This window comes from Paraburkholderia sp., from assembly GCF_034668105.1.
Lineage (GTDB): Bacteria > Pseudomonadota > Gammaproteobacteria > Burkholderiales > Burkholderiaceae > Paraburkholderia.
Window position 1 is genome coordinate 1 of record NZ_JAXDPY010000158.1, and the last position, 17,091, is coordinate 17,091.

The window sequence follows — 17,091 nt, forward strand, 5'->3', positions numbered from 1 at the left end:
CATGATCTCCCCACCTTTTATTAAACGCCTCTTGGCCTTAGCAACGAGTGTATGTGCCGCATCATTTACCGTGCGTGCGTATGCCCACATTCGACGCGCGACAGTCCGCGAATAATGAAGACTCGCCATTCGCCTCTTGCGAACGGCGCTTCAATCACAACGCCAGACATCGCACTCTATGCGCCCGACGCTCGACGCTTCTCCTCTCAGCCATTCTTTGCCGCGCGTACAACCGACCCTGATCGATGCATCCGCGGCGCCCGTATCATCAATATCGACAGCCTCCCCCGCAACGCTCTCGCTAACGAAGCCGAGCGTGCTCTTCGTCGACCAGAGCGGCCAGCTCGGCGGCGCTGAATTCGCGCTTCTGCAACTGGCGGCAAGCTGCACCGCGCGCAGCGAAGTCGTGCTGCTCTCGGACGGTCCCTTCCGCGCGCGCCTCGAAGCGCTCGGCGCACGCGTGCAAGTGCTCAACGACGCGCGTGTATCGGGCATCGTTCGGCAAGCGTCCGGGTTGAACTGTCTGCGCGTGGTGCCCGGCATCGTGCGCCAGGTTCGCGCGATCGCGGCGCGCGCGCGAGCATTCGACCTGCTGTTTCTCAACACGCAAAAAGCACTCGTGCTGGGTGCGCTAGGCAAACCGCTGCATCGCAAACCGGTGATCTGGTATCAGCACGACATCCTCACACGCGAGCATTTCGGCCGCGTGCAGTTGAGCGTCATCAAGTGGCTGGTGCGCTTCGCCGTCGATCACGTGGTGGCGAATTCGCAGGCGTCGAAGCAATCGTTGATCGCGCTGACCGGCATCGCGGCCGACTCGGTGCCGGTCATCTACAACGGTATCGACGCCGGCGCGTTCCAGCGTCTCGACGGCAGCGACATGGCCGCGCTGCGCCGGCGCCTTGGCTTGCCCGAGCATGCGTGGCTCGCGGGTCTGTTCGGCCGCCTCGCGTCGTGGAAGGGTCAGCACATTGCGCTCGAGGCCATGGCGCGGCTGCCCGACGTGCACCTGGTACTGGTCGGTGCGCCGCTATTCGGCGAGGACGTCTACGCACAAGGTCTGCACGAGCAGGCGGAGAGATTGGGGGTCGCGGAGCGCGTGCATTTCGCAGGCTTTCAGGACGACGTTCCCGCGTGGATGAAAGCGATGGATGTGATCCTGCACACGTCGACGGAGCCGGAGCCGTTCGGTCGCGTGATCGTCGAAGGCATGGCGGCGGCGCGCCCGGTGATCGCCGCGGCCGCGGGCGGCGTGCCCGAGATCGTGCGGCATCGGCGCAATGGCTGGCTGGTGAAACCGGGGGACGTGGCCGCGCTGGCCGAGGCGATCGGCGCCTTGCGCGCCGACCCGGCGCTGGCGCGGCGCCTCGCGGATCAGGGGCTTGCCGACGCGCAAACCGAGTTCTCGGTGGAGCAGTATTTGCAGCGGATGATGCAGGCGATCGGACAAGCGGCGCGCTAGTGCGGGTCGATACCGGTTCGAAGCCGGTTCGATACCGGTTCGAAGCAGGCGCGCGAGCCCGCTGATGCGAGGCTCGCTCACGCCCGAAAAAGCGCGCCGATCAGCTCTTGCTATATTCGATCGTCTCGACGCCCGTATCCGTGCCGAGCAGGCACAGATTCGCGCCGCGGCCCGCGAACAGGCCGACCGTCACCACGCCGGGCCATGCATTGACATGCATTTCCAGCGTGCGCGGGTCGCTGATGCGCAGACCCTTGACGTCGATGATCTCGTTGCCGTTATCGGTGATGAACGGCACGCCTTCTTGGGTCACGCGCACCACCGGCACGCCGCCGAGCGCCGTCACGCGGCGGCCGATCGCGGTACGCGCCATCGGCACCACTTCGATCGGCAGTGGGAAGTTGCCGAGGGTGGCGACCAGCTTGCTCGCATCGGCGATGCAGACGAACACGTCCGACACCGACGCGACGATTTTCTCGCGCGTCAGCGCGCCGCCGCCGCCCTTGATCATCGCGCCGCCGTGATCGATCTCATCGGCGCCATCCACATACACCGGCAGCGAATCGATTTCGTTCAGATCGAGCACCTTGAAACCATGCGATTGCAGACGCGCGGTGGTAGCGAGCGAGCTCGACACGGCGCCGCGGTAGCGGGCCCTGGTGGCGGCCAGCGCGTCGATGAAACAGTTCGCGGTGGAGCCGGTGCCGACGCCAATCACCGAGCCTTCCGGCACGTTGGCGTTCACATAGTCGGCGGCGGCCTGGCCGACCAGTTGCTTGAGTTCGTCTTGGGTCATGGGGAATGCAGGCGAGCAGTGAAAACGACAAGTTTACCGGAGTGGCGAGAGAGTGCCGGATTTGCCGGGCATGGCGAGTCGCAAAAGTGCTCGCCATGGGCGCCCGAATGCAGTGCTTGCCGGCCATCTGCGAGCCGGCCCTGCCGTGAGCATGTTGAGCGGTCGGCGAACGGCCAACGCGCGTCGCGGACGGCGCTGGGGTTTCGACCCGTGTCGAACGCAGCGCCGAACGAGGTTGCCGCTTACTTCTTCTTCACCGACCGCTGACGCACCGCTTCAAACAGACACACGCCGCTCGCCACCGACACATTCAAACTCTCGACCGTGCCGGCCATTGGAATCTGCATGACCACGTCGCAGGTATCGCGCGTGAGGCGGCGCATGCCCTCGCCTTCGGCGCCCATCACGAGTGCGACCGGACCGTCGAGCTCGGTCTCGTAGAGGCTCTTGGTGGCCTCGCCGGCGGTTCCGACTACCCACACACCCGCGTCCTTCAACTCACGCAGCGCGCGCGCCAGATTCGTCACGGTGATGTACGGCACGGTGTCGGCCGCGCCGCTTGCCACCTTCGCGGCCGTGGCGTTCAAACCCACCGCGCGGTCACGCGGCACGATCACCGCATGCGCGCCGGCCGCATCGGCCACGCGCAGGCAGGCGCCGAGATTGTGCGGATCGGTCACACCGTCCAGCACCAGAATCAACGGCGAACCGTTGATACCGTCGAGCAATTCGGCCAGGTTCTGCGCGAGCGGCATGTCGGTCGCACGCGCGACCACGCCCTGGTGACGCTCGGTATGCGCGAGACCCCACAGACGCGTTTCGTCGGCAGCGATCAGACGCACGCCGGCTTCTTTCGCCGCGTGCAGGAATTCGGTCATGCGACGGTCTTTGCGCGTGGCGTCGTAATACACCTCTTCGACCGTCGACGCGTCGTGCCGCATACGCGCGGTCACTGCATGGAAACCGTATAGAACCTTGAGACGTGACATGACTGACAAACCTTTGATTGAGCGCGCGTTGAACGCGTGCTGCTGTGATGAATACGAATCTGCTTACTGCGCTGTTTGCTGCGTTGCTGGCGTAGCTGCCGCGGTGCTTGTTCGGTGCTTGTTCGGCACCCGGCTTGACCACGATGAAACGAAGACCGCGCGCAACCGGTACGCCTGAACGTACCCGATGCGCGCGGTTCAAGCCGTCATGCGACTTCAGCGCTTCTTGCTGGCCTGCGGCTTCGTTGCCTGCTTGGCCGGCGCGCCGCCGTGCTTCTTCGCCGCACCGCGTGCCGCGCGTGCTTCCTTGACGGCCGCGGTTTGCGCCGGCGCAGCCTTGTTGCGCCGCCCACCCGCACCTGCCGCCGCGCTACCCGCGCCGCCTTCCACCGGCGGCAACGAACGCACGCGGGCGCTACTGCTTTCACCGGCGCCCTTGTCGGCGAGCGCCTGACGATTCACCGGCGGCTTGATCGGCGTATCGCGCACGAGACGGAAATCGATCTTGCGCGCATCCAGATCGACGCGGCTCACCTGCACGCGCACGCGGTCCGACAAGCGGTAACGAATGCCAGTCCGCTCACCGCGCAACTCGTTCTTGATCTCGTCGTACTGGAAGTAGTCCGAGCCCAGTTCGGTGACATGCACGAGCCCTTCGATGAACAGCGAATCGAGCTGCACGAAAATGCCGAACGAGGTCACGCCGTTCACCATGCCGCCGTACTCTTCACCGAGCTTGTCGCGCATGAAGTAGCACTTGAGCCACGCTTCGACGTCGCGCGAGGCTTCGTCCGCGCGGCGTTCGTTGGCCGAGCAATGCAGGCCGAGCTCTTCCCAGATCGCCACGTTGCTGGAGCGCTGGCGGCCGCGCTTTTCGTCGTCGGCTTGCTGCATGGCGCGGGCGCGCGGCGACAGCGCCGTATTCAACTCGACGCCCTGCGGCGGCTCCGGTTGATACTTGCGGCCTTGCAAGATCGCGTAGATCGCGCGGTGCGTAAGCAGGTCGGGATAGCGGCGAATCGGGCTCGTGAAGTGCGCGAACGCCTCATACGCGAGACCGAAGTGGCCGATGTTGTCCGGGCTGTAGACGGCCTGTTGCATCGAGCGCAGCAGCATGGTTTGCAGCATCTGCGCGTCGGGCCGCTCGCGGATCTGCGCCATCAGCGCGGCGTAATCGCTGGCGTGCGGTTTGTCGCCGCCGGCGAGCGTGAGGCCCATGCCGCGCAGGAACGTGCGCAGATTTTCGAGCTTCTCGGCGGTCGGCCCGGCGTGCACGCGGAACAGTCCCGGGTGCTTGTTGCGCTTGAGGAAGTCGGCCGCGCAGACGTTCGCGGCCAGCATGCATTCCTCGATCAGCTTGTGCGCGTCGTTGCGGGTACGCGGAATGATCTGCTCGATCTTGCCCTGCGCATTGCAGACGATGTACGTCTCAGTCGTATCGAAGTCGATCGCGCCGCGCTTCTGACGCGCGGCGAACAGCGACTTGTAGACGCCGTACAGATTCTGCAATTGCGGCAACAACGCGGCGCGGCGCGCGGCTTCCGGACCCTTGGTGTTCTTCAGCACCGCCGCCACTTCGGTATAGGTGAGGCGCGCGGCGGAATTGATCACGCCGGGATAGAACTGATATGCCTTCACTTCGCCGCGCGCGGTGACGATCATGTCGCACACCAGCACGCAACGATCGACGTGCGGATTGAGCGAACACAGGCCGTTCGACAGCTTCTCCGGCAGCATCGGAATCACCCGGCGCGGGAAGTACACCGAGGTGCTGCGCTCGATCGCGTCCGCGTCGAGCCCGCTCTTCGGATGCACATAGTGCGAGACGTCCGCGATCGCGACGATCAGGCGGAAGCCCTCGCCGCGACCGACCTGCACCGGCTCGCAATAAACCGCGTCGTCGAAGTCGCGGGCGTCTTCACCGTCGATCGTGACGAGCGGCACGTCGCGCAGATCGATCCGATGACGCGCGTCGACCGGACGGACTTCGTCGGGCAGCTTCGCGGCTTCGTCGAGCGCGGCCTGGCTGAATTCGTGCGGCACGCCGTACTTGCGCACCGCGATTTCGATTTCCATGCCCGGGTCGTCGATATCGCCGAGCACTTCCACCACGCGGCCGAGCGGCTGCGAATGACGGCTCGGAAAATCGGTCAATTCGACCACCACCACCTGGCCGACCTTGGCCTTCTTGGTGTTCTGCTGGATCAGAATGTCGTGACCGATACGCTTGTCTTCAGGCGCGACGATCAGCGCGCCGTTCTCGTTCAGCAGACGCCCGATCACGCGCTTGTTGGCGCGATCCGTGACTTCGACGATATGCCCTTCCGGCCTGCCGCGACGGTCGTAGCCGACGATACGCGCCAGCACGCGATCGTTGTGCATGACCTTCTGCATTTCGCCGGTGGGCAGGAACAGATCGTCCTGACCGTCGTCGCGAATCAGAAAACCGTAGCCGTCGCGATGGCCCTGCACGCGGCCCGCGACGAAGTTCGACGGATGGGTCAGCTGATAGAGATTGCGCTGATCGAGCCGGATCTGGCCGTCGCGCTCCATGGCGCCCAGGCGCTTGAAAAATCCTTCGCGCTCCTGGCGCTTGATCGACAGGGCTTCGGCGATGTCGTTCGCGGCAAGCGGCGCTTCACTCGTGCGCAGAACACCGAGGATTTCCTCGCGGCTTGGGATCGGATACGGGAATTTGCTCAAGGGCTTGTCGATGATTTTTTCTCGTTGCATGGACGTCGGTCGGCGATGTGGCTCGGCTTAAGAAGCGCTTGGGCGCGCCTGGGTTGCGCTTAAGTTGCACTTGCGATTGCACTGGAGATTCTGCTCGGGTCCGGCTCGTTCAAGTCTGAGTCCGACGGGCGTGTGCACCGTGCCAACGAACTACTGCGAGGCATTCTAACACCCGTCTTGCACGCCACGCGGCCCGTCAATAGTCGCTGTGAGCCGCCTGCGTGCTCGCTGCGGCGCCGTTTAAGCGACTTTTGAGAAACGCTTGACAGCCCTGAATCTGTCGCTATAATGGCGTTCTTTGCTGTTCATCACCTGCCCAGGTGGCGAAATTGGTAGACGCACTAGGTTCAGGTCCTAGCGGTGGCAACACTGTGGAGGTTCGAGTCCTCTCTTGGGCACCAGATTCAAAAGTAAAGCCGCCTCCGGGCGGCTTTACTTTTTTGTGCGAGGTTTTGCGAGGTTTTGTGAAGCCAGGTGATCCGGGGCTGTTTCTTCTAATCGTCCGGCGCTGTTTCTTCTAATCGGATTGCGTGGTTGGCAGGACGGTTGCGTCGACGTGAGTCGGCAGTGATTGAGCAGCGAGGTTTTACCTCATTGCGCTTTACTAACCGGGCGATTGATGAAGCGATGGTTTGTTTGCAGGTGGGGATTGACACGCTCCATCAGGCCGCTAAAATAGCGGTCTAGCTTGAAGACGTGCCCAGGTGGCGGAATTGGTAGACGCACTAGGTTCAGGTCCTAGCGGTGGCAACACCGTGGAGGTTCGAGTCCTCTCCTGGGCACCAACAGTTGTTCCGGCGTAGTTTCAACATAAGCCGAAGTAGTTCGAGAAACCCCGTAAGATCAACGTCTTACGGGGTTTTTTGTTGCCTGTCGTTCCCGTGTATTCCTCTGACGTCGACAATTTTCGCGTACCAGATCTCGGGGCAGGCCCATGCCCAGCCGCATCGAACCTGAATCCCTACCCCGATCACTTCACCGAAGACAACTCAGGCTGCGCCCCTCTCTTCCCGGAACAGATAGAGCGCCTCCTGGATGGGCCGATCGGAAAAGGAAAACAGGACGCTGTCTTCGTCTGCCTCATGCTGCACGCGATGCCACGACGGCACGACAAAGACATCGCGCTTGCTCCACTCCACGGTGACGTCGTTTCCGATTCGACTGCGGCCCCGCCCTTCAATCGGCACAAAGACGGTCGCGTCGGTTGAACGATAGGTCTGCGTCGAAAACCCCTTCGGCAGCAGTTGCATGAAGGTGGCCATCGTCGCCATTGCGTACTTGCCGTTGTTCGGGTTGACGTACCTCATCTTCAGCCCGTGACAGGGATCCCAGGCGTTCGCATGGCGCATCCGCTCCAGCGCCTCGCGCGTGCGCGCATATGGGTAGTTGAAGATCGGCGAGGTTGCGCCGCCGGGACGATGGTCGAGCGGAAGCAGGTTGGCCCCGTAGCGGGCATCGCTGTCGCCGACCGGCCGCGTGATCGGTTGCTCATCCTCGCCAAGATGCTCGGCAAACGAGGCGTTCACAAACTGCACCACGGGAATGTCGAGACCGTCCAGCCAGAAAATCGGGCTGTCGCTTTCATTGCCATGATCGTGCCACGCCATCGGCGGCGTGATAATGAAATCCCCCTCGTTCATGATTGTGCGTTCGCCGTTCACCGATGTGTGAGCGCCACCGCCTTGCATCACGAAACGAAGCGCTGTCTGCGCATGCCGATGCGCGGGCGCGATCTCGCCGGGAAGAACCAGTTGCACCCCCGCATACAGATCGGTGGTGATCTTCGATTCACCGCGCAAGCCGGGGTTCTCCAGCACGAGCACGCGCCGCTCGGCTTCTTTTGCGGTAATGATCTCGCCCGCTTCCATCATCGCCGCCCGAACGTCCGCGAAACGCCAGTGTGCCGGCACGCATTTGCTCCGTGGCTCGGGCGTAATCAGATCATTCAGCGAGGTCCAAAGCGGCGCGAGGTTCTTCTGGCCGATCCGTTTGTAAAAGGCCTCACGCTCAGCCGTCTCCATCACGCTCACCTTGTCAGAGTTATCAGGCATCGTTTTCCTCGTTCTCTACCGACTCGAACCCGCGCTTATCGAAAATCCGTGCAGGCGCCGTTTCTTTCAACGCCGCAACCGCGAGGGCTCCTGCACAGATTGTCCAGAGCGGCATCGTTACCGCATGCTCGATGCCGAAATGCTTGGCCAGATATCCCGCATAAGCGGGTGCCACGCCCCCGCCAAAGACCTCGCCGATACCGATGATCATGCCGGACGCCGTGGACATCAGTTGAACCGGCACGGCCTCCGCCGCGACCGGACCGACCGTCAGCGTAATCAGGCTATACAGACAGCCCATGGCGACCATCAGACAAAGAAACAACGGCACCGGGGACGCCCCCAATCGCAGGAAAATCCAAAGCGACAGAAATACGCCCGCCGTGGAAAACAGCATGACGGGCTTGCGACCCACGCGGTCGGAAAGCGCCGGCAGCACGAGCGCCCCGATCGCCCCGCCAAAGCCTAGCGACGAAAGAATGAAACCCATCTGCTGCATGTCGAGGTGCAGATAGTCGACAAGATAGTTGGGAAACAACGCGGCAATGACGATCTGGCACGCGAGCCAGCACAGCATGCAGAGGATGCCGAGCGGCACATTGCGATAACGAAACACCTCATACCAGCGATGCTGCGCGGCATCGTGCGTCGTCGTGTGCTTCGCGATTTCCTTGGGCGACGGCCGGCGTAAAACCCGTTGCGCAAGAAACGCCACGATGAGACCCGGAACGGCCACAAGCAGGAAAATCCAAGGCCAGTTCATCACCTTGAGAAGCTGCGTCACCACGATCGGAGTGAGGCCGAGCCCGAGCAGCGCCGGCATCATTTGCTGGATCCCGACGTTGCGCCCGTGGCGCCCCGGTGGCGACGCGTCCATCGTTGCAATGATGCTGGCAGGCGTGAAGGCACCCTCCGCCACCCCCATGAAAGCTCGGATGGCAATCAGGCTGCCGACCCCTGTCGCGAGTCCACCAAGACCGGCGAGCAACGAAAACCCGACCATGGCCGGTACGATGACTCGCTTGAAGCCGATCCGGTCCGAGAGATTGCCTGTCACGAGTGCCGACAAGCCCCATGCAAGTGCCAATGCGCCTGTGATATGCCCAAGGTCCTGATAGTCGAGCTTCAAGTCGCGCATCAGTACCGGCATCAACGGCACAATCAGGAAGCGATCTATGCCGACCAGGCCCATACCGAGGGCCATCAGCGTGACCGCTTTCCATTCATAGCTTTTTGACGGCTCGACGTGCGACGGCGCAACTGTCGAGGGCGTCAGCGGAGGGATGACGTTCATTCGAAGTCCTTCTGGTTGGATGGCATCGCACGTTCGAACGCCGGCGTTGCAAGCGCCTCATCCGAAATTCGCTGCACGTGAGGGAAAGGGGTCATGTCCAGATCGAAATTACGGGCGTTGATTACTTGAGGACCAAGCTGCCCACGGACCCAGCGGGGCGTGCACGCGTACGTCGTAGGCAATCGCCTTGAGATTGAGCGCGATCCGGACACGAAATGAAGCGGAAGACCGGTAGTAGCCGTGAAGTATGACGGGATCACTCATGACATAGAGTTCGTCAGATTGGGCGTGCTGCGGTAGGTGGAGAAATCTGTACGACCTCCAAGGAAGATCTTGTTCCTTGTGTACTCTGCGAACGAATTTCGACAGAGCTCATTTGCGCCCGACATATATCCCAACTTCACCGAAGGTTCATCGATCATCCTCGTCTCCTGCTCTATTTGTTCTGTTACTAACTATCGGTGCTGCTGTGATCGCTGTCCAACGATAAAAATAGACTGCATGATCTCGATAAGTGATTACCAGCCGGCCGGATTCCACACGCATTCATCATGCTGATCTTTTTCAATGCCAACTATCTTTAGCTTCAGCGGACACAGAGAATTTGAATTGCCTTCTCTGGTATTCAATTTGAGTTGAACCTGCAACGATCTTTCCTGGCAATAAATGACGCCCAGTAGTGGTTACCCCTATTACACTACGATCACTGGCTGCAGAGACGAACGTCTGTGGCGTTAAATCAAATCATCAAGGCTACTTCCATGAAATTCCTTATCAACGCACTGATCGCCGCCGCGGCGCTGGCCGTTCCGGTTCTTTCCTTTGCTCAGCAATCTTCGTCGCCTGTCACGCGCGCTCAGGTGCGTGCAGAACTCGCCCAACTCGAAGCTGCCGGATTTAAGGGGGCTCCCACCGGCCCTTACTACCCGGCGAACCTTCAGGCTGCCGAGGCGCGAGTCGGCCGCCAGAATGTCGCCGCGCAGGCAACGTCCAATAACTATGGGCCGCCGACCGGCGGTTCGTCGCAATCGGGCCAGCTGGGAGTTTCGGTGGGCGCGCAATAGACGGACCATGACATGCAATGCCAAGGCCGTTGCACCAGGCAACGGCCGGTTCGCGACTATCGCTCTATGGCATATACACTGAGCCGGTTATCGACTGAGGAGACGCCTGGCACGCTCCTGGCGATCGCTCCAGCGCGCTCCACCTGATCACTCTTTGGCACAGAACCAGACAACGTTATAGTGCCGCCTTTCGCGTAGACGAACAGCTGTGTCATGTCGATCCCCTTTGCCTTCGCCATTGCAGTTCGCACATTTTTTGCGAGCTTGCGATTAGCGGCCTTGATCGATTTCGCACTCGGTGCACTGCCTGCAGCCGCCGACGCGACCACCGCTTCGCTATTACCGTCCTGCGCGAATACCGGCAACGGCGCGATGGCAAACGACAACGCGGTTACCCATCCAATCTGTACGATCGCTCTCATTTTGCTTTTCACTCTGTTGGAGATGTTTGAAACCCGCGTGGATTCATCCAGCCGCTCGCGAATCAAAGGCAGTACTTTCGGTTAGGCAGGCGCCGTTATGGCAGCGCCTTCCCCGACACGGATCGCCTCTCGATAAGTGGCCGGTCTGACGTCCTGTAGCCTTAAAAGGAATGCCGCACGCCAATCTGCACACCGGTCTGACTGCTGTCGGCGGACGCGGTCCGATAAGCAGCAGACGTGCCGTTGTACGAGTCGAAGTTCAGCGCCGAGTGACGCGAATAACCCACTACGACATATAGATCGGTTCGCTTTGATAGCAGGTAATCGCCGATGGCCATGATCTGCTGGGGGCTGGCCGGCCTTGTCACCTCGCCATTCGTTCCGGTTGCTGTCCGAATGCGGTCATAGTAGTACGCAAGGGTCAGTATCTTGTCGACTGCGAACAGGTAGCGTGTAGCCACCCAGAAGTAATCGTCGCGTGCAACGTACCCGGCGAGCGGATCGTTCTTTCCATACCGATACCCGCCCATGAACTTGAACGCGGCGGTTGAATAGGTGACACCAATAGCCGCCTTTTCGAACCGCGCATAGTTGCTGCCAATCCCCTCTGAACGATGAAGGTTGTCGTATCCCACGCTCACAGAGAGTGTGCCGTTGTCGTATGCGGCAGCACCGCCATAGCCCGAACCATTCGAGAATTGCCCTGCAAGGTTGCTAAACGAATAGTGCCCCGTCAGCGTCACCGGTCCAAAAGCGTTTTTGTATTTGACGACGTTACTCTCCCAAAGATTCGAACCGACTTCCGCAACGACCGGTTCATAAGTACCTGAGAGATCCGTTGGCGACGACGGGTAAAGTGCATCCACGAGCGACGTGTACTGTCGACCGAAGCGCAGCGTGCCAGCCTTCGGAGATGTCAAACCGACCCACGCGCTACGACCAAAGAACTCCTGCATGAGAGCACCGTTAGGCACGAGAAACCCGCTCTCCACCTGGAATTCCGCCTTCAAACCACCTCCAAGATCCTCGTTGCCAGTCAGACCCCAGCGTGAGCCTCCCGAGCGAGCCCCGTCCGCCATTGACCAGCGATTGCCGCTCGCCGCAGGCTGGCCGGGATCGGTTGGCCAATGATTGGTGAACTCGATTGCGGTGTCGAGAATGCCATAGAGCGTTACACTCGATTCAGCATGTCCACAAACCGCAAACGTCCCGACGATCAGACCGGCGCACATCTGCCTCTTCATCAAAAGTCCCCTCCATTTAGAATTGCCATCTCGAAACTCTTTGCATCCCGCGTATTCGTGATTTTTGTGGCGGGCATTCTCTCCGCCGCATGGAAGCTGCGAACGGCGTTGCATATCGGACGAAGACAAACGGCGAATCTCGGTTTTGGCCGTAGCGTATCAATCAATGAATCTGCATTTTTTTATTTTGCATTACTACGAATACCGAAGATCGATAATTCACGCGCGGAAAAATTGACTATCTTTGCTCTTGTTTTACGATCTCGGCATCTCGGCGCCACCTGCCATGCAGGCCGGTCTGTACCGTCATTGAAGGACCAAGGATTCAACCCAGAGCCGATGCATCAATCGTGGGAACGCTTTAGCGCTTCGTCGCCTCCATATTTGCGTCTCGCACTGATGCAAACTATCGGGGGTCCGGTGATCGCTGTCTAACGATTAAAAATAACTACGCGATCTCGATAACCGATCACCGGCATTCAGCATGCCGGAGAAAAGAACCCAGTAAGTTCTATCGGACTTGTGGCTGGAGAAGCATCTGACCGGCGATCCCGGTTGCGATTTCACGAAAGTTGATGACCGCCGGATTGTCCGTTCCGGAATTCCATGCGGCGATCAGCTCATAGGGCGTGAGCAGTTCATCGAGCGGTAGGTAGATGACGTCGAGTTGATGGACGCGCGCCACCCACTGTGGCACCAGCGTAACGCCGAGACCCGCGCTAACCAGTGCGAGGAGCGTGTGAAGCTGTTCGGCCTCCTGGACGATTCGAGGCGCGAACCCGGCCGAAGCGCAGCACGCAACGATGATTTCCAGAATCCGGCTGTTCATTCTGCGGGGAAACAGAACAAACGGCTCGCTCGCCAGTTCAACGATTGAAAGCGCCGGCCGTGCGGCAAGCGGATGACCCTGCGGGATGGCTGCCACCAAAGGGCCTGCGGCAAGTTCAGCGGACTTGAGAGCATGCCCGGGCGACGGCGACGGCATGATCCCTATATCGATGGTTGAGGTGCGAATCGCCTCGATCTGCGCGCTTCGATCGAGCGGATGCAGCGTCAATTCGACTTGCGGCCAGGTCTGGCGAAAGTCCCGGAGTATCGGCGGCAGAATGGACCACAGTACGTTATCAACGAAGCCAATCGCTAGCCGTCCCACCGTACCATCTGCCGACGCGCGGGCGCGGCGCATCGCTTCATCGGCCCGACGCAGCAGATCGCGTGCTTCGGGCAAAAATATCTCACCGGGCACCGTGAGCCGGACATTGTGCCGTGAACGCTCCAGCAGCGAAAACCCGAGCTCTTCTTCAAGTAGTTTCACCTGATGGCTCACTGCGGACTGCACCACGTGCATACGCTGCGCGGCCCGGCCGAAATGCAGTTCTTCGGCCACTGCTGTGAAATACCGAAGTCTACGCAAGTCCATGATTAGCGGGTCGCGTCGAGCACGAGTTTGCCGCGTGCATGACCGGACAAGTTCTTTTGCAAGGCATCGGCGGCACGCGACAGCGGAAAGACCGTCTCGAGCTCTACTGTGAGCTCACCCGAATCAAACAGTGCCGCGATTGCAGTCAACTGAGCGCCGTCGGAGCGGGTGGCGAAATGCTTTCCCGTCACCCCACTTAACCTCGCGCGCTCGGCGTTTGGCGGACTCACCGGCGACACCAGGATGCCGCCGGGTTTTAACAACGACCAGGAACGATCCTGCGTTTCACCGCCAATCAGATCGAGGACGATGTCCACCGGCGAAATACTCTGTTCGAAGCGCTCTTCCCGATAGTCGATGACCTGCGTCGCGCCGAGCTGTCTGACGTACTCCAGATTGGCGGACGACGCCGTTCCGATGACCTCCGCACCGGCGATCCGGGCCAACTGCACCGCCATACTGCCAACGCCACCCGCAGCGCCGTGAATCAGCACGCGCTGACCCGGCTTGATATCAGCGTGCTCGTGCAACGCCTGCCATGCGGTCAACGCGGCCGCCGGCACCCCTGCCGCTTCAGGCAGCGAAAGCTTTTTCGGTACTGGAGCCAGGCGTTCAGCAGCGGCAACCACCTTGGTGGCATAGCCCCCCACGATACCGATGAAACCGAAGACTGCGTCACCCACTGCGAAGTCCGCGACCCCGGCGCCTAGCGCCGAAATCTTCCCCGACACTTCGACGCCTGGTGAGTAAGGCAGTGACAGCGGCAGGAATGCTTTCATCCTGCCTTCCAGAATTTTCCAATCGACCGGATTGACGCCGCTCGCAGCGACTTCGATCAGTACTTCGCCCTCGCCCGGGATGGGGTCGGGGATCTCTTCCAGCGTCAGACGCTCGGGTCCGCCATAGGCGTGGGCACGGATAGCTTTCATGGGTAACTCCTGATTGAACGAACAATCCCTATACAAACGCTCTTACGTATCAGATGACCGAGAGCAGACCGCCATCGACAAGCAAGGCAATGCCGGTGACATAGCTCGACATGTCCGAACCAAGCCACGCAACGGCGTCGCCTATTTCCGACGGCTTCCCCAGGCGGCGCAGCGGAGTGCGTTGCCGAAAGCCTTCCGAGGCTGCCGCAATGCCGGGATTCGTGCGCAGCAAATGCGTGTCGATCGTGCCGGGGCAGACCGCGTTGACGCGGATACCGTCTGGGCCGAGCGCATCCGCCAGCGCCTTGGCCATCAGCACGACGCCACCCTTGCTCGTGGAATAAGCGACGGTCATTCCAGCGCCCGCGATCCCCCCCATGCTCGCCATCAACACAATGCTGCCTGGCTTGCCACGCGCCTTCATCTGCCGCGCCGCGGCCTGCGCGCCGAAAAGCACGCCGTCAAGATTGACCGCCATCAACTTCCGGTAGTCGCTTTCGGCGACCTCGGGACCATCCTCGCGCAGCGTGATGCCGGCGTTGCAAACCATCACGTCGACTCCGCCGAACTCATTCGACGCATCGACCAGCGCGTCGACTTCCCCGTGCTGCGTCACGTCGGTGCGCTGAAACCGTGTAGGCACGCCCAGTGCTTCAATCTCGCTGATGGTCGACGCACCTCCCTCGTGCGGCGTCTCCGTGACGTCTGAAACGATCACGGCCTTCGCTCCATGGCGTGCCGCACTGATCGCAATGGCTCGACCAATTCCACTGGCTGCGCCTGTGACCAGTACAACCTTATCCCTGAGAACATCGCTCACTTTGGTATCCTCATAAATGTATCTGGCTAACCGCATGCCCTGAACCCGTGATCTATCGGCGCATGGCCGGCATCACGGCGTTGCTGTGCAAACGTTGACTATGCTTCACGCCTTCGTGCCGCCTGCGGGAAACGCACCGAGTTGCTGCATCAGCGAGAAGAGGTTCGCGACGCCCCAGTGCTCTACGATCTTGCCGCCACGCACGCGCATCGCGTCGACTGTTTCAAAATGGATCTTTCTACCGGTGGGCGGCACGCCAAGGAAAACGCCTTCGTGTGTGCCGCGATATGTCTTGTAGGTCGTCACCAGATCCCCGTCGGCTACCTGCCAATGGATGTTCGCGTGGAAATCGGGGAACGCGGCACGCAGCACGTGGTAAAGGGCGCGCGCGCCGTCCTTGTCTGGCGTGCAATTCGGCTGCGGCGTATGGTCGACGAAATCGTCCGCGAACAATTCGTCAAATATGTCGAAATTGCCGCCGCCTTGTACCTCTTCCGTATTGCGGCGAACTACAGCGATTGCTTCTTCGCTTGCAGTGCTATGGGTCACGTCATGCTCCAGAACGGTTTAGATGCGGTATTTTTATCGGCCGAATAATTAGTATGCCGATATATTGTGTCGATTCGCTGGGCAACAACGCCCAGCTCACTCGAAGACTTATCAGGAAAAGCTTTATCCGAACAGCTTCGCCGCCGTCTTCGCCACTATCTCACCCTGGTGGCGTGCGCCGGCCAGATCGATCTCGCTCGGCTGACGCGACCCGTCGCCGGCAGCGACGGTGGTTGCGCCATAAGGCGCGCCGCCGACGATCTCGCTCATGTTCATCTGCCCCTGATGGCTATAAGGCAGCCCAACGATAATCATGCCGAGATGCATCAGGTTCGTGATGATGGAAAAAAGCGTGGTTTCCTGGCCGCCGTGTTGGGTGGCAGTCGACGCGAACGCAGCACCAACCTTGCCGTTAAGCGCACCACGCATCCACAAACCACCGGTCTGATCGAGGAACGCTGCCAACTGCGACGACATGCGACCATAGCGAGTGCCAGTACCCACAATGATCGCGTCATAGTTCTCGAGGTCCGCGACCGTTGCGACCGGAGCTGCCTGGTCGAGCTTGAAATGCGAGGACTTTGCAACCTCCTCAGGCACCGTTTCCGGTACACGTTTGACGTCGACCTGAGCGCCTGCGCTGCGGGCACCCTGCGCGACGGCCTCAGCCATCTGCTCGATATGTCCGTACGACGAATAGTAGAGAACCAGTACCTTGGCCATCGCAATCTCCTTGGGGTAATGAAGCGGGCCGTCATGGCGCCGCAGGGGTGCAACAGATGTATTGCCGCGACGGCTCAAGGCCGTCCCGAGCGTCGTTATTGTGCGCTACCCACGAGCGGCAACTCGCGACGATTATCAAAGCTGAATGCGCCTGCGCCATAAGCCACCACCTGAAGCAGGCCGCCGGCCATCGCGACGTTCTTGAGAAAGTGGAACATCTGATTCTGGTCGCCGAGCGCGTGGTGAAAAATCAGTGCGGTAACAATCGAATACACTGCCAGCAGGACCGCCACGAGTCTCGTGCGATAGCCGACGATCAGCAGAACGCTGCCAACCAGTTCAAGAGCCATCGAGCCGAGATAGCCGAGTAGCGGTGCTGGCAATCCTAGCGAGCCGATGTAGCCGACGGTTGCTCCGGGCGCTGCGAGTTTGCTGAAGCCGCTTACGAGAAAGATGGCAGCGATGAGAATGCGCCCAACCAGCGGAAGAGTCTGATAAGAATTTGCGGAGGTAGAGTTCATGACGAGTTCCTTAAGTTTGAAAATAAGAGGTGAAGACCAGGGGGACTACTTGAGTGATTACCGGATGCGGCCGC

Annotated in this window: 16 protein-coding genes, 2 tRNA genes and 1 pseudogene; 5 read left to right on the forward strand and 14 right to left on the reverse strand. The window is 60.6% G+C overall.

From position 1 onward, the window contains the following. Positions 1 to 316: 316 nt before the first annotated feature. On the forward strand, positions 317 to 1,462 hold the full coding sequence (locus QOC89_RS07350) for a glycosyltransferase family 4 protein (RefSeq protein ID WP_323044423.1): 1,146 nt from the start codon (positions 317 to 319) through the stop codon (positions 1,460 to 1,462). A gap of 100 nt (positions 1,463 to 1,562) precedes the next feature. Here the strand turns inward: QOC89_RS07350 and rpiA are convergent, their stop codons facing one another. From rpiA to rnr, 3 genes are all read right to left on the reverse strand, one after another. After that, positions 1,563 to 2,258, reverse strand: a complete 696-nt coding sequence (rpiA, locus tag QOC89_RS07355; protein WP_323044424.1) for a ribose-5-phosphate isomerase RpiA — start codon at positions 2,256 to 2,258, stop codon at positions 1,563 to 1,565. A 242-nt stretch (positions 2,259 to 2,500) separates the two neighbouring features. Then, the gene (rlmB, locus tag QOC89_RS07360) at positions 2,501 to 3,247 is read right to left on the reverse strand and encodes a 23S rRNA (guanosine(2251)-2'-O)-methyltransferase RlmB (protein WP_179731241.1); all 747 of its coding nucleotides are present in this window, start codon (positions 3,245 to 3,247) and stop codon (positions 2,501 to 2,503) included. A 216-nt stretch (positions 3,248 to 3,463) separates the two neighbouring features. Beyond that, positions 3,464 to 5,980, reverse strand: a complete 2,517-nt coding sequence (gene rnr, locus QOC89_RS07365; protein WP_323044425.1) for a ribonuclease R — start codon at positions 5,978 to 5,980, stop codon at positions 3,464 to 3,466. Between the two features lie 314 nt (positions 5,981 to 6,294). Here rnr and QOC89_RS07370 point away from each other — a divergent pair. Next, positions 6,295 to 6,381 (forward strand) — tRNA-Leu (locus tag QOC89_RS07370). A gap of 297 nt (positions 6,382 to 6,678) precedes the next feature. Continuing rightward, a tRNA-Leu gene (locus QOC89_RS07375) sits at positions 6,679 to 6,765 on the forward strand. Positions 6,766 to 6,969: 204 nt separating this feature from the next. Here QOC89_RS07375 and gtdA read toward each other — a convergent pair. From gtdA to QOC89_RS07390, 3 genes and pseudogenes are all read right to left on the reverse strand, one after another. Then, entirely contained in the window at positions 6,970 to 8,031 is a 1,062-nt protein-coding gene (gene gtdA / locus QOC89_RS07380) for a gentisate 1,2-dioxygenase (protein WP_323044426.1), read from the reverse strand. Continuing rightward, on the reverse strand, positions 8,024 to 9,325 hold the full coding sequence (locus QOC89_RS07385; RefSeq protein WP_323044427.1) for an MFS transporter: 1,302 nt from the start codon (positions 9,323 to 9,325) through the stop codon (positions 8,024 to 8,026). Before QOC89_RS07385 ends, gtdA begins: the two co-directional genes overlap by 8 nt. A 159-nt stretch (positions 9,326 to 9,484) precedes the next feature. Then, positions 9,485 to 9,589 (reverse strand): annotated as a pseudogene (locus QOC89_RS07390) (maleylacetoacetate isomerase); the annotation flags it as partial. A 497-nt stretch (positions 9,590 to 10,086) separates the two neighbouring features. Between QOC89_RS07390 and QOC89_RS07395 the strand changes: the two are divergent. Continuing rightward, entirely contained in the window at positions 10,087 to 10,389 is a 303-nt protein-coding gene (locus tag QOC89_RS07395; RefSeq protein ID WP_323044435.1) for a DUF4148 domain-containing protein, read from the forward strand. 56 nt (positions 10,390 to 10,445) lie between these two features. On the opposite strand, the gene QOC89_RS31830 is transcribed toward QOC89_RS07395, so the two are convergent. Then, positions 10,446 to 10,628 carry a BON domain-containing protein gene (locus QOC89_RS31830; RefSeq protein ID WP_416340370.1) on the reverse strand — a complete coding sequence of 61 codons (183 nt, stop codon included), beginning with the start codon at positions 10,626 to 10,628 and terminating at the stop codon, positions 10,446 to 10,448. Here QOC89_RS31830 and QOC89_RS07400 point away from each other — a divergent pair. Further along, positions 10,603 to 10,896: a hypothetical protein gene (locus QOC89_RS07400; RefSeq protein ID WP_323044428.1), complete on the forward strand. Its 294-nt coding sequence runs from the start codon at positions 10,603 to 10,605 to the stop codon at positions 10,894 to 10,896. The two genes, QOC89_RS31830 and QOC89_RS07400, sit on opposite strands and share 26 nt — an antisense overlap. A 76-nt stretch (positions 10,897 to 10,972) precedes the next feature. Here the strand turns inward: QOC89_RS07400 and QOC89_RS07405 are convergent, their stop codons facing one another. From QOC89_RS07405 to QOC89_RS07435, 7 genes are all read right to left on the reverse strand, one after another. Then, positions 10,973 to 12,055 carry a porin gene (locus QOC89_RS07405; RefSeq protein ID WP_323044429.1) on the reverse strand — a complete coding sequence of 361 codons (1,083 nt, stop codon included), beginning with the start codon at positions 12,053 to 12,055 and terminating at the stop codon, positions 10,973 to 10,975. A gap of 511 nt (positions 12,056 to 12,566) precedes the next feature. Continuing rightward, positions 12,567 to 13,475: a LysR substrate-binding domain-containing protein gene (locus tag QOC89_RS07410; RefSeq protein WP_323044430.1), complete on the reverse strand. Its 909-nt coding sequence runs from the start codon at positions 13,473 to 13,475 to the stop codon at positions 12,567 to 12,569. Between the two features lie 2 nt (positions 13,476 to 13,477). Further along, positions 13,478 to 14,404 carry an NADP-dependent oxidoreductase gene (locus QOC89_RS07415; protein ID WP_323044431.1) on the reverse strand — a complete coding sequence of 309 codons (927 nt, stop codon included), beginning with the start codon at positions 14,402 to 14,404 and terminating at the stop codon, positions 13,478 to 13,480. A 49-nt stretch (positions 14,405 to 14,453) separates the two neighbouring features. Next, complete coding sequence (locus tag QOC89_RS07420) at positions 14,454 to 15,260, reverse strand: SDR family oxidoreductase (RefSeq protein ID WP_323044432.1); 807 nt, start codon at positions 15,258 to 15,260, stop codon at positions 14,454 to 14,456. A 69-nt stretch (positions 15,261 to 15,329) separates the two neighbouring features. Beyond that, entirely contained in the window at positions 15,330 to 15,773 is a 444-nt protein-coding gene (locus QOC89_RS07425) for an ester cyclase (RefSeq protein WP_323044433.1), read from the reverse strand. Positions 15,774 to 15,896: 123 nt separating this feature from the next. Beyond that, the gene (gene wrbA, locus QOC89_RS07430; RefSeq protein ID WP_323044436.1) at positions 15,897 to 16,496 is read right to left on the reverse strand and encodes an NAD(P)H:quinone oxidoreductase; all 600 of its coding nucleotides are present in this window, start codon (positions 16,494 to 16,496) and stop codon (positions 15,897 to 15,899) included. A 95-nt stretch (positions 16,497 to 16,591) separates the two neighbouring features. Then, the gene (locus QOC89_RS07435) at positions 16,592 to 17,017 is read right to left on the reverse strand and encodes a DoxX family protein (protein WP_323044434.1); all 426 of its coding nucleotides are present in this window, start codon (positions 17,015 to 17,017) and stop codon (positions 16,592 to 16,594) included. Positions 17,018 to 17,091 lie beyond the last annotated feature (74 nt).